This window comes from Nocardiopsis baichengensis YIM 90130 (assembly GCF_000341205.1).
Lineage (GTDB): Bacteria > Actinomycetota > Actinomycetes > Streptosporangiales > Streptosporangiaceae > Nocardiopsis_A > Nocardiopsis_A halophila.
Genome location: NZ_ANAS01000033.1, coordinates 119,942 through 132,726, shown reverse-complemented (window position 1 = coordinate 132,726; position 12,785 = coordinate 119,942). Strand labels below are relative to the sequence as shown.

9 protein-coding genes are annotated in these 12,785 nt (G+C 75.0%); 4 read left to right on the top strand and 5 right to left on the bottom strand.

From position 1 onward, the window contains the following. Positions 1-30 precede the first annotated feature (30 nt). From C892_RS0123280 to C892_RS0123270, 3 genes are all read left to right on the top strand, one after another. Complete coding sequence (locus tag C892_RS0123280) at positions 31-978, top strand: glycine betaine ABC transporter substrate-binding protein (RefSeq protein ID WP_017559160.1); 948 nt, start codon at positions 31-33, stop codon at positions 976-978. 191 nt (positions 979-1,169) lie between these two features. Continuing rightward, positions 1,170-1,373, top strand: a complete 204-nt coding sequence (locus C892_RS0123275) for a hypothetical protein (RefSeq protein ID WP_017559159.1) — start codon at positions 1,170-1,172, stop codon at positions 1,371-1,373. After that, complete coding sequence (locus C892_RS0123270) at positions 1,360-2,727, top strand: amidase (RefSeq protein ID WP_017559158.1); 1,368 nt, start codon at positions 1,360-1,362, stop codon at positions 2,725-2,727. The genes C892_RS0123275 and C892_RS0123270 overlap by 14 nt, the downstream gene beginning before the upstream one ends. Positions 2,728-2,736: 9 nt before the next feature. Here the strand turns inward: C892_RS0123270 and C892_RS0123265 are convergent, their stop codons facing one another. The 4 genes from C892_RS0123265 to C892_RS0123250 form a co-directional block, all read right to left on the bottom strand. Further along, on the bottom strand, positions 2,737-3,198 hold the full coding sequence (locus C892_RS0123265; RefSeq protein ID WP_017559157.1) for a hypothetical protein: 462 nt from the start codon (positions 3,196-3,198) through the stop codon (positions 2,737-2,739). Positions 3,199-3,394: 196 nt separating this feature from the next. Then, entirely contained in the window at positions 3,395-6,160 is a 2,766-nt protein-coding gene (locus C892_RS32660; RefSeq protein ID WP_026124577.1) for a helix-turn-helix transcriptional regulator, read from the bottom strand. A 102-nt stretch (positions 6,161-6,262) separates the two neighbouring features. Continuing rightward, positions 6,263-7,189, bottom strand: a complete 927-nt coding sequence (locus tag C892_RS0123255) for an alpha/beta hydrolase family protein (RefSeq protein WP_017559155.1) — start codon at positions 7,187-7,189, stop codon at positions 6,263-6,265. A gap of 183 nt (positions 7,190-7,372) precedes the next feature. After that, positions 7,373-9,601 carry an MMPL family transporter gene (locus C892_RS0123250; RefSeq protein WP_017559154.1) on the bottom strand — a complete coding sequence of 743 codons (2,229 nt, stop codon included), beginning with the start codon at positions 9,599-9,601 and terminating at the stop codon, positions 7,373-7,375. Positions 9,602-9,716: 115 nt separating this feature from the next. Between C892_RS0123250 and C892_RS0123245 the strand changes: the two genes are divergently transcribed. Beyond that, positions 9,717-10,355, top strand: coding sequence for a TetR/AcrR family transcriptional regulator (locus C892_RS0123245; RefSeq protein ID WP_017559153.1), 639 nt, complete (start codon positions 9,717-9,719; stop codon positions 10,353-10,355). On the opposite strand, the gene C892_RS29465 is transcribed toward C892_RS0123245, so the two are convergent. Beyond that, positions 10,316-12,760 carry a penicillin acylase family protein gene (locus tag C892_RS29465; RefSeq protein ID WP_239647500.1) on the bottom strand — a complete coding sequence of 815 codons (2,445 nt, stop codon included), beginning with the start codon at positions 12,758-12,760 and terminating at the stop codon, positions 10,316-10,318. The genes C892_RS0123245 and C892_RS29465 overlap by 40 nt on opposite strands. Between the last annotated feature and the right edge of the window lie 25 nt (positions 12,761-12,785).

The following is a 12,785-nucleotide window of genomic DNA, read 5'->3' as shown; positions in this document are numbered from 1 at the left end:
CTTCCTCACATCCCCAACTGCAAGGAGGAGATGGACATGCGCGCTCCCAAGCGCTTCCCCCGTTTCACGGCGGTGGGCGCGGCTTCGGCCGCCCTGCTGATGGCCGGCGCGTGCGGTGGCGGCGGCGGTGACGGCGTCGCCACCGGCCCCGAGGGCGGTGACGGCGGCGGCGAGAAGATCAGCATCGGCATGATCGCCTGGGACGAGGACATCGCCGTCACCCACGTGTGGAAGGCGCTGCTGGAGGAGAAGGGCTACGACGTCGAGATCGAAGAGGTCGACGTCGCGCCCACCTTCCAGGGCCTGGCCGAGGGCGACATCGACCTCTACATGGACGTCTGGCTGCCCGTCACCCACGAGTCCTACTGGGAGGAGTACGGCGACAGCCTGGAGGACCTGGGCGCCTGGAACGCCAACGCCTCCCTGCAGCTGACGGTCCCCTCCTACATGGAGGACGTCGACACCATCGGGGACCTCAAGGGCGAGGGCGACACCTTCGGCGGCGAGATCGTCGGCATCGAGTCCGGCGCCGGCCTGACCAGCGTCACCAAGGACGAGGCCATGCCGACCTACGAGCTGGAGGACGAGTACAAGCTCGTCGAGTCCTCCACGCCGAGCATGCTGGAGGCCCTCGACACCGCGGTCGCGGACGAGGAGCCGATCGTCGTCACCCTGTGGCACCCGCACGCCGCCTACGACCAGTACGACCTCAAGGACCTGGAGGACCCCGAGGGGGCCATGGGCGAGGCCGAGGAGATGAAGGTCGCCGGCCGTGAGGGCTTCACCGAGGACCACCCCGAGGTGGCCGAGTGGATGAAGAGCTTCGAGCTGAACGACGAGCAGCTGGCCTCCCTGCTGACCTCGGTCCGTGTGGACAACGAGGACGACCCGGAGAAGGGCGCCCGCGAGTGGCTGTCCGAGAACGGCGACGCCGTCGAGGGCTGGATGGGCGAGGACGCCGAGGGCCTGGAGTTCTAAGGCCACTTCGCGCGCGTCCGGCGCAGTAGGACCCAGAGCAGTACCCCTAGAGCAGTACCCAGGGAAGGGCCCCGCCTCAGGCGGGGCCCTTCTCGTCGTGCGCACCCCCTCTAAAGCTAAGATATTTGCGTTAAGCGGCCGGAGGCTCTAAGGTCTCCTAAAGCAAAATCTTTGCATTAAGGAGGCCGGGCATGACCCCGGACGCATCCCCGCCGCCCGCGGACGAGGGGCCCCGCGAGGCCCCCGACGCCGCCGTCGCGGCCACCGTCGACCACCTCCGCGGCGTCCTCGCCGTCCTGCGGGAGCTGGACCTCGCCGACACGCCGCCGGCGGCCGCCTACGACCCCGCCGCGCACACCGAACCGCAGGAGGAGCCGCCCGGTGCAGCCCTATGAGATGACGCTCGCCGACGCCGCAGAGGCGGTCCGGGAGCGGCGGATGTCCCCGGTCGAACTGGTGGACTCGGTCCTGGACCGCATCGGCGCGGTGGAGCCCGGCCTGGGCGCCTACGTCGCGGTGACCGCCGACCGGGCCCGCCGGGCGGCGCGCGCCGCCGAGCGGGACGCCGCGGACGGGCGCCCGCTGAGCCCCGTGCACGGAACGGCCGTGGCGCTCAAGGACCTGATCGACGTCGCCGGCCTGCCCACCACGGCGAGCTCCCGGGTCCGCGAGGGGCACCGCGCCGGTGCCGACAGCGCGGTCGCCGAGCGTCTGGCGGCCGCCGGGACCGCCCTGGTCGGCAAGGCCCACACGCACGAGTTCGCCTACGGGCTGACCACCCCGCAGACGCGCAACGCCTGGGACCGCGGCCGGGTCGCCGGCGGGTCCAGCGGAGGGTCGGCCGTCGCCGTGGCCTCCGGGGCGGCCACCTTCGCCCTGGGCACCGACACCGGGGGCTCGGTCCGGGTGCCGGCCGCGCTGAACGGCGTCGTCGGCCTCAAACCGACCTTCGGGCTGGTCCCCCTGCGCGGGGTGGTGCCGCTGTCCTGGTCGCTCGACCACGTCGGCCCCATCACCCGCACCGTGCGGGACGCGGCCCTGGTTCTCGACGTCCTGGCCCCGGGCGCCGCAGGGGCGGCCGGGGCGCCGCCCGCCGACGGCGCGGCGGGGCTGGAGGGCCTGCGCGTGGGGGTGCCGCGCGACCACTTCTTCGAGCGGGTGGACCCGGAGGTGGAAACGGCGGTCCGGCGCGCGATCGGCCGCCTGGAGGAGCTGGGCGCCCGGCCCGTGGAGGTCCGGACCCCGATGGCGCGCTACATCCAGGCCGCGCACTGGGGCCTGATGGTCCCCGAGGCCTCCGCCGTCCACGAGCCGACACTGGAAACGGTCCCCGAGCGCTACGGGGAGGACGTCCGCGTCCTGCTCGAAGCGGGCAGGCGGGTGCCCGCCGCCGACCACCTGCGCGCCCAGCGCGCCCGGACGATGATGGCGCGGGCCTGGGCGCGGCTGTTCGAGGAGGTCGACCTGGTGGCGGCCCCCACGGTGCCGGTGACGGCGGTGGAGGCCGGGCAGGCGGAGGTGGCCTGGCCGGACGGCGTCCGTGAGGGCGTCGCCGACGCCTACGTCCGCTTCAACGCCCCCGCGAACCTCACCGGCGGCCCCGCCCTGTCCCTGCCGGTGGGCCGCGACGGCCACGGGCTGCCGATCGGCATGCAGCTGATCGGCCCGCCCGGCGGGGAGGGCGTCCTGCTGCGCGCGGGAGGCGCCTACGAGCAGGCCGAGCCCGGGTTCGGCACCGTGGCGCCGTGAGGGGCGGCTCTAGCCGCCCGCGGTCAGGGAGCGGTCCCGCGGCGGGATCCCGGCGCTGCTCATGAAGGCGTCGACCTTGTCCGGCGACGTCATTCCGGTCAGCGGCAGGTAGGGGCGGCTCGCGCGTCGGCCCTCGGTCGAGGGGAACACGCGCGGGCGCCCCGCCAGGTCGCACAGGCCCAGCGAGCGGGTCCGCCCGGACAGCAGGTAGTAGGAGCCGATGTCGGTGAACGGGATCCGGACGATGTAGCGCCCGCGGATGTAGCGGAACTCGCCGTCACCGACCTCCAGCACCGGCGGGCGCAGGGTCAGCCCGTGGCCGATCAGCGCCGCGCCGCCGAGGGCGAGCAGCCCGCCCAGCACCAGGTTGACCCAGGACGCCGGGGAGACGGCGACGGCCACCGCGGCCAGTGCGAGGAGAACGGCCCCGGCCCCGATCTCCGCCTGCTTGCGACCCACCGGGCAGACCAAGCGAACCGTTTCGGACACGGCAATGCCTCTCTCGTTCTGCGTGACGGGGATGCGGCGATCGCAAGGGAACCCTATCGGCTCCGGGCGCCGCGGACGGCGGATTCGGGCCGCGGAGGACGGCGGATTCGCCGCCTTTGCGCCCACGCTAGCCCCCTCCCGCGCGCCCGCGGGGGCGGCGCGCGGGGCGGTCGGCAGGTCAGCGCATCATCCGCGCCAGATCGACGCGGGAGCGGATGTTCAGGCGGCGGAATATGGCCCGCAGGTGGTACTCGACGGTCCGCGGGCTCAGGAACAGGTGCGCGGCGATCTCCCGGTTGGTGGCCCCCTCGGCGACGAGCATCGCGATGCTGCGCTGCTGTTCGGTGAGCGCGGTGAGCGCCGAGGGGCCGGCCTCCTCGGCGCGGGCGCCGGGGGCGCCGTTGGCGCGCAGCTCCGCGCGCGCCCGTTCGGCCCACACCCGCGCCCCCATGCGCTCGAACGACTCCAGCGCGTCCCGCAGGTGCACGTACGCCCTGCCCGGATCCCGCTCCCTGCGCAGCGCGGTGCCGAACAGGAAGGCCGTCCTGGCCCGCTCCACCTCGTCGTCGGGGCACGAGCGGTGGAACTTCAGCGCCTCCTCGAAATGGGTGGCGTAGTCCCGGGAGTCGCCCGCGCGCGCGAGCAGCGCCCGGCACCGGGCGGTCAGCGCCCGCCCGCTGGTGCTGTCGGATCCCTCCGCCCAGCGCTCGTACCCGTTCAACGCGGCCTCGGCCTGGTCCTCGGCGCCGTTGCGGATCGCCGCCTCGACGAACAGCGGCGCGGTCAGCACCCTCATGGTCGGGTGCCCGCGCCCGGGTTCGGCGTGCGCGAGCGCCTTGAGCCGGGTGAAGGCCGCGACGGCGTCGCCCTGGGACATCTCCAGCAGCGCCAGCGCCCATTCGGCCAGGGCGACGGGCAGGCCCAGGCCGTTCCGGCGACCGCCCTCCTGCACGGCCTCGGCGCGGGAGCGGCAGGCGGCCTCGTCCCCCTGGATGGCGGCGAGCAGGCTGAGCCCGGCCAACAGGTGCGAGGCGCAGTTGGGCTGGCCCGTCTCCCGGGACAGCCGCAGCCCCTCCATGCCGCTGCCGACGGCCGAGGGCAGCCGCGCGGTCCAGAACTCGGCGTAGACGAGGAACTGCAGCGCCTGGGGGACCAGGGCCAGGGCGCCGCTGCGCCGCGCCGTCTCGGCCGAGCGCGATGCCAGGTCCCGCACCAGGCGTGCGTCGCCCAGCCGCAGCGCCGCCACGGCCGCCCGTTTGAGCAGCTGCGGCCGGTCGGTCCTGCGCGCCAGCACCACGGCCGTGCGCAACCGCTCGGCGGCCTCGGGGTAGCGGCCCTGGAAGGAGAGGGTGGAGCCCTCCAGGAAGGCCCTGCCGAAGGCCGCCTCGTCGGAGTCCTCCGCGCGCACCAGGTCCTGGCAGCGCAGCGCCACGTCGTGGTGGCGGAAGGGGTCCCCGGCGAAGGAGGCCGCGTCGGCGGCGAGCATGAGGGCGTCGTTGGCCAGCGCGCGGTCGTGCGGGGCCAGACGCTCGGCCGCCGAGACCAGGGTGTCGGCCGCCTCGAAGGTCTCGCCGCCGTGCAGGGTGCGGTGGCCGCGCACCAGGTCGACCCGGGCCCCGGCGGCGCCGCCGGCGCCCGCGGGGCCGGCGGCCGCCAGCAGGGCGGCGGCCCGGTCGGGCAGCCCACAGGTCCAGGCGGCGTCCGCCGCCGCGGCGAACCGGAACGCCCGCTCCTGCGGGTCGGGGGTGAGCAGCGCGGCGCGCTCCATGACGTCGGCCGCGGCGCGGTCCCCCTCCAGGGCGCGGGCGCGTTCGGCGAGGTCGGCCAGCCGGTCGGCCCCGGAGGACTCGGGCTCGGGCGCGGCCAGGTGGCGGTGGCGCGCGTGGCGGGACGGCGAGCGCTCCGGCGGGAAGACCTCCTCCAGGCGCGCGTGCGCGCGGCGCCGCCGGGCGATCGGGGCCAGCCGGTAGGCGGCCTGCCCCAGGACCGGGTCGGTGAAGCGCACCCGTTCGCCGTCGGCGCGGACGGCGCCCCGCTCCTCGGCCGGGGACAGGTCGGCGGCCGTGGTGTCCTCCCCGTCGGCGGCGGCGACCAGGGCGTCGATCCCGGCCTCGGGGTCGGCGGCGGCGAGCAGCAGCAGGTCGCGCGTGCGTGCGGGCAGCTCCTCCAGGAAGGCGCGGTGCACGCGGAGCAGCCGCTCGTCGAGGGGCAGCGGGTCCGGCAGCGGCCGCGCCCCGGTCAGGTGGGCCGGCTCCAGGGAGCGCAGGAAGCCGTGCAGGGCGCGGGGGTTGCCGTGGCAGGCGCGGGCGAGGGCCGCGCGCACATGGGAGGCGGCCCCCGGGGCGGCGTCGGCGGCGGCGGCCTCGGCCTCCCGGGTGTCCAGGGGGCGCAGCCCGACCTCGGGCAGGCCCGCCAGGAGCGGGTCGGCCGCCGACGGGGCGGTCAGCAGGACGGCGAGGCGCTCGCTCTCGGCCCGCCGGGCGAGGGCGGCCAGGACCCGCCGGGACACCGGGTCGAGCAGGTGGGCGTCGTCGGCCAGGCACAGCACGGGGCGCTCCTCGGCGGCCGCGGCGAACAGCGCCACCGCGGCCGCCGTCGCCGGGTCGCGGCCGTCGCCGCCGTCGAGCGCGTCCCGCAGGGCGTCGGCGTGGCGCTCCCGGAGTCCGTCGATGCGGTCGGCCAGCGGGCGCAGCAGGCGCTGCAGGCCCGCGCCGGGGATGTCGGCCTCGGCCTCCACGCCGTCGACCCGCACGCACGCGGCCGGCGTCGGCGCCGACCGCCGGGCGCGGTCGAGCAGCGCGGTGCGGCCCAGGCCGGGCGCTCCGGTGACGAGCACCGCGGCGCCGCGGCCCTCGCACGCGGCGCCGACCGCCGAGGCGAGGGCGCCGGTCTCCTGTACCCGTCCGCGGAGCACGGGCGGGTGTCCGGGGGATGCGGTGAGCACGTCTGCACAGTACAGAGCACACGGCCCCGCGCCCAGAGGTCGGGGCGCGGGACCGGTGGATTCACCGATGCCCGATCACGTTCCGTGTCGGGTACGGCCGTCTCAGTTGTAGGGGCAGGTGGAGCGGTAGTCGGAGATGTCCAGGTCGAATCCGGGGCCGGGGCACAGGAACCGGTCGTAGCGCAGGTCGTCGTCGACGAAGCGCTTCAGCCAGGAGATGCTGTACTTGGCGATGGTGGTGTTGGAGAAGTTGGGCGCGAAGTGGCTCGCCCCGTCCAACTCCAGGTAGGCCTTGTCCAGGCCGCCCGGCATGTTCTCGTAGAACGGGATCGAGTGCGTGGCGACGCGGGCCACGGAGTCGTCCTCGGCGCCGACGACCAGTGTCGGCACCTCCAGGTCGAACGTCTTCTGGGTGTGCCAGCCGGTCAGCGGGATGGCGGCCTGCAGCGAGGGGTCGTCCTCGGCCGCGGCCAGGGTGCCCCCGCCGCCCATGGAGTGCCCCATCAGCGCCAGGCGGTCGGGGTCGATCCGGTCGGAGACCGAGCTGTCGTCGACCAGGTACTCCAGCGCGTTCTCCAGCTGGCGCCCCCGGCTGTTCGGCTGGTCGTAGCGGGTGTTGGTGTCGATGGTGAACACCACGAAGCCCTGGGAGGCCAGCCGCGGCCCGAGCCAGGACATCGAGGACTCGCTCGCCGTGTAGCCGGGCGAGACGGCCACGGCGCCGAACGTCCCCTCGCTGGTGTCGGTCGGGTAGTAGATGGTCCCGCCGCCGAAGCCGCTGACGAGCGAGGAGACGTTGTCCTCGTCCACGTCGAAGTGGCCCCGGACGGCCTCGATCGAGTCCTCCGTCGGGTCGGGGCCGCGCTCGTAGGGGTTGTCCTGCGCGGTGGGCTCCGCGGGCAGCGGGGCGGCGTGCGCCGAGGTGGCGACGGTGCCGCCGCCGAAGGCGAGGGCGGTGGCCGCCAGCAGGGTCCCGGCGACGCGCGCCCAGCGCGCGCCTCCGGGACGCGGGGTGGTGTCGATACGCACGGATCGTCTCCCAATCGTGGGGGTGCGGGTTGACGATCCCGGCCTCCCACGGGAGCCGTGGGGGAGGTGCTGCCCGTGAGTGACCGGGGGAACACGAGTGTGCGGTGAACCACAGGCGCGGCACATCCGTTGAATCACCAGGCTTGGCCGAAGAGGTCCGTGCGCGTTCTGGGCCCCCAGGGGTCAGTGGGAGACCCCGATCCGCCGGTGCAGGCGCTTCAGCAGGGGCGGCGCCCACCAGTTGGCGCGCCCCAGCAGGCGCATGGACGCGGGCAGCAGCAGGGCGCGCACCAGGGTGGCGTCGACCAGGACGGCCAGGGCGAGGCCGGCGCCGAGCATCTGGAGCCACATGACCTCGGACGTGGTGTAGGCCGCGAAGGAGAGGGCGAGGATGGCGCCGGCCGCAGAGATGAGGGGGCCGCTGCGCTGGAGGCCGACGGAGGTGGCGGCGGCGGTGTCACCGGTGCGGTCGTACTCCTCCTTGATCCGGGCCAGCATGAACACCTCGTAGTCCATCGACAGCCCGTAGGCGATGCAGAACATCAGGATCGGGAAGCTCGGCTCCAGGGCGCCGGGCGGGGTGAAGCCCAGCGCGTCCGCGAGGCCGCCGTCCTGGAAGCCCCAGACGAGGATGCCGAACATGACACCGAGCGTCAGGAGGTTGAGCAGCGTCGCCTTGGCGGGGAGGAGCAGGCTTCCGGTGAGCAGGTACAGGACGGCGAACCCGGTGGCCAGCACGAGCCCGAGGAGCAGGGGCAGCCGGTCGGCCAGGGAGTCGCGGTAGTCGACGAGGTCGGCGGGGTAGCCGCCCACCTCGAAGGCGTAGTCGGCGGGGGACGACCGGACCTCCTGCACCAGTCCGAACGGGTCCTCGTCGAGCCGTTCGGCGGTGGGGACGGCCTCGATCCGCACGTCCTCGCCGGTGTCGTACCGGGAGTGGTGGTCGGCGGCGCCGTCCACGCGCTCGCCGCCTGAGAACACGCCCGTCGGCGTCTCTACCCGGGCGATCCCGTCGATGGCCGAGAGGGCGTCGGCATGGGCGTCGAGTTCGTCCTCCCCAGGGCGGCCGCCCTGGGGAAGGATGTGCAGCGTGTCGGCGGCCTCTGCCGTGAACCCTTGGGAGATCTGTTCCTGGGCCTGCCGGGACGGGGCGTCCTCGGGCAGCGCGCGCTCATCGGGCAGTCCCAGGCGAAGGCCCAGGGCGGGCGCGGCGAGTACCGCCAGCAGCAGCAGGACGGCTCCGCCTGTGGCGAGTGGGCGGCGCATCGCCCTGTCCGCCGTACGGCTCCAGAAGCCGCCGCCGTCCGCGGCCGCGCCGCCGCGGCTCCAGTAGCGGTGGGAGGCGCGGGTGCCCATCAGTGCCAGGAAGGCGGGCAGGAAGACGACCGACGCGGTGATGCCGGCGGCGACGACGGCGATGCCGGCATAGGCGAACGACCGGAGGAAGTCGAAGGGCAGGGCCAGCAGGACGGCCATGGATGCGGCGACGGTCACGCCGCTGAAGACGACGGTGCGCCCGGCGGTGGCCGTCGTGGTCTCCACCGCCTCGGGCACCGTCCGCCCGGCCGCGAGCTCCTCCCGGAACCGGTAGATGAGGAACAGGCAGTAGTCGACGCCCAGCGCGAGGCCCATGACCAGGGTGATGTTGAGGGCGAAGGTCGACAGTTCGGTGGCCAGGGCGACCGGCAGCAGCAGGGCGAGCGTGCCCGCCATGGTGAACACCCCCGCCGCCAGTGGTGCGGCGGCCAGCGCCGCGTTCCGCAGGACCGGCAGGAGCAGGAGGAAGACGGCCGGGAAGATCACGGCCTCGGCGCGGACGAAGTCGGAGGCGGCCTGGGTGCTCGCGTCCAGGAAGACCGCTTCGCCGCCCCCGACCTGCGAGGTGACGACGCCGGTGTCGCGGGTGAACTCCTCCAGGAAGCCGGGGAGCACCTCGCGCCGCACCCGGTCGGCGTCGCCCGGTGCGCTCGCCAGGATGAGCGCCTGCGCCCCGTCCTGGCTGCGCAGGGTCGGCGCGCGGTCCCGAGTCCAGTACGAGGAGGCGTCCAGGATGCCGTCGTGGGCGGCGGCCTGCGCGGTCAGCCGCTCCCCGGCCGCGGCCGCCTCCGGTGCGTCGACGTCCCCGCCGGAGGCGGTGACGACCACGGCGATGTTGGTGCGGCCGGTGCCGAAGTCCTCGGTCAGGGCGGCGGCGACCCGGTCGGACTCCGAGCCGGGGGCCTCGAACCGGGAGAGCACCAGCATTGAGGCGGTGGGCGCGGCCGCGGCGGCGAGGGCGGCGAACAGCAGCAGGCCGCACAGCAGGACCGTCCGGGGGCGTCGGGCGCACAGGCGGCCGAGCCGGGCGAGTGGGCCCGCGGCCGGCGCGGGCGGCGGTGCGGGGGAGGGACGGAGGCGCTGGGAGAGGGACACGGGAGCCGTCCTCGGAGGGTGAAGGCGATAGATTGCTCGTGTTTCAGTGGCCGAACACAAAATACGAGCGATTACTCGTAAAAGCAATCGGTGGCGGCGGATGCGAGGAGGACGTGTGTCCCAGGACGGGGCGGAGGACCGGCGCGGCGGGCGGCGCCAGGAGCGCGGGCGACGGCGGATGGAGCAGATCCTGGACGCCGCGGAGGAGGTGATCGCCGAGCAGGGGTTCGAGGACGCCACCACCAACGCGATCGCCGCGCAGGCAGGCGTGTCGCCGGGCTCGCTCTACCAGTTCTTCCGCAACAAGGAGGAGGTCCTCGACGGACTCGTCGAGCGCTACACCGCGACCTCGCGGGAGTTCTGGGGCGCCCGCCTGTCCGACGAGACGGCCCGGCTCGGGGCCGACGAGCTCGTCGGCAGCGTGCTGAGGGGGCTCTCCGAGTTCAAGACGCGGCGCCCCGCCTTCTGGGTCCTCTTCCACGGATCGGCCGCGTCCCCGCGCCTGGAACGGGTGGCGTCCGCGATCCGGGCCGACATCGGACGGCGGCTCAAGGAGGTCTTCCTGCTGCGCGCCCCCGGCGCCGACCCCGCGCGGATGGAGCTGCTCGCCTCCATGTGCATCGCCACCGTGCAGGGGGTCTTCCCGATGGTCATGGGGGCCGACGAGGAGCGGCGGGCGGAGATCGTCGCCGAGCTCACCCGCCTCCTCACCTCCTATCTGGAGCCTGAGATCGGGGCGGCGCCCTCCGACTGAACCGTCTCCGACCGGCCCGTGCCGTGCTCCGGGGTCGGCAGCAGTCGGACGGTCAGGGCCGTGTTCGCCTCGACGGCCTCCCGTGTGTAGAGGAGGGGAAAGTAGTCGCCCCTCCTCCACGCCGGCAGGAGGTCGTCGTAGTGCTCTGAGCGCGGATCGCCCGACTGCCCCGGGGCGCTCGCGGCGAAGGACCGGTCCCATGCGCCCACGTCGATCACTGCCCGGAACGAGGCTCCGGCCGCCTGGCCGAAGTCGTGCGGCCGGTAGAACGAGGCGTCGACCGTGTCCCACGCGCCGCCCCGGGGGAGCGGTCCGACGTGGTCCCCGGCGGGATGCTCGAACAGCGTCCACTGCAGGTCGCCCCAGCGCCAGAACGACGGATCGCCGCCGAGCAGGGAGGAGACCTCCCCGTAGGCGTCGGAGAGGGAGGAGAGGAGCAGCGCCTCGCGCTCCGCGGGGTCGAGGCCCTCCAGGGCGCGGACCAGCGTCTCGGTCTCGGTGAGCGTGACCAGGTGCCGGGCCTCGGAGGGGACGCGGGCGTCGTACAGGGCCGGGGCCAGGTGCCGGGACGTCCACGTCTCGAAGAGCGCGGCGCCGGCGGAGTCCTCGGCGGCCACCCGGTCCCAGCGGTGCAGGAGCCGGAGCGCGGCCGCGGTGTCCCCTGTGTCCTCCCTGTCCCCCGTGTCCTCCCTCTCCGTACCGCCTGCGGCCTCCGGGGGCGGGAGCATCGGGACCAGGGCGTCGGCGGGCAGGCTGCGCCGGTCGTTCTGCAGGGCCATCGCGTCCCCGGCGCCGAAGGGGCGGTCGCGGGCGAGCACGTCGGTGATGCGCCGGTGCCGGTAGGGCGAGGGCCACTCGTATCCGACAGGGCCGGGCAGGCGCGGCGCGGGCGTGTACTCGTTCGCGGCGGCGGTGAACCCCTCCGGCGGGTCGGCCCGCCAGGGCAGCAGGGAGCCGGCCGCCGTCCCCGCCCACGGGTAGCGCCCGTCGCCGGGCACGGGGAGCAGGCCGTCGTGCCCGGGGCGGACCGGCACGGCGCCCGCGGAGACCCGGGCGACGGTGCCGCCGGTGTCGGCGTAGACGAAGGTCAGCGGCGGCCCGCCCCAGCCTTCGGCGGCCGCGCGGAAGCCGTCCAGGTCCCGGGCGCGCATCAGCTCCAGGGCGCCCAGGTAGGGCGCGGTGCCGGGCATGCTCCAGGTGGTGCGGACCGCGTAGGCGGTGCCCGCCTCCTCGTCCAGCCGCACGACCGGGCCGTGCCGGGTGAACAGCAGCTCGGCGGCGGCGGGGGCGGCCCCCTGGACGGGGATGCGCTCGTGCACGGAGGCCATGCGCTCCCAGCCGCCGCCGTACCGGTAGAGGTGCGGGTCGTCGGGGTGGAGCCGGTAGGCGTAGAGGTCCTCCTGATCGGCCGACAGGTAGGTCGGGCCGAACGCCGCCGTCCCGTTGTGCCCGAGCGCCAGTCCCGGCATCGACGGCTCGCCCGCCCCCACGATGTCGGTCCCCGGTGCCGAAAGGTGCGCGATGTACCGCAGCGACGGGGCGGTCAGGGACCGGTGCGGGTCGGCGGCCAGGAGTGGGCGGCCGGTCGCGGTCCGCTCGGGGGCGACCGCCCAGGCGTTGCTGCCCTCCGACGCCCACGGCGCACTCCTCGACGGGGTCGGCTCCGGGTCCGGCGCGAGGGCCGGTGCCCGAACGGCCGCCAGATAGGTGTCCAGGACGCCGGGGGGAATCGCGCAGGGGTCGAGGCCTTCGGGCACCCGGGGCGTGTGCTCGGGCCGGAGGCGGATCCTCAGGCGGTCCGTCGCGGTGTCCGACGCACAGGCGACCCGCGCGCGCTGTACCTCGCTGACCAGGTTCCCCGAGAGCGCGTGGGTCCTGATCCGCACCACGTCCTCCGGGCTCCAGCGCGCGGGGCGGTGCCCCAGCTCCTGGAACTCCGGAGGCAGGTACGCCGGGTTCTCCTCCAGCCAGTCGATGTAGGCGTTGATGCCGGCCGTGAACCGCTCGGCCGCGCGCCTCGTGCCCGGCCCGTAGGCGGCCCACTCCCGGTGCATCGGGCCCCGGTAGAGGAAGAGCCGGGCGGCGCGGTCGCGCTCGGTGTAGGCGGGGCCGAAGGCCTCGGCCATCAGGCCCAGGCCCCTGCGTCGGAACAGGTCGATCTGGAACAGCCGGTCCCGTGCGGCGTTGAGGCCCTGGGCGAAGTACAGGTCGCCGTCGTCGCGGGCGTAGATGTGCGGCACGCCCCAGTGGTCGACGCGGATCTCCACCGGCGCGTCCAGCCCGGGGACGGTGTAGGACTCCGGGGCCGGCCGCAGCACAGCCGTCCCCTCCGCGGCCGGCGGGAGGAGGAGCGCGAACACGGCCAGCGCCGCTGCGGCGGTACGGAGGCGGCTGCGGCGGGGCATCGTGCGCACCCTACGCGGGCCGTGT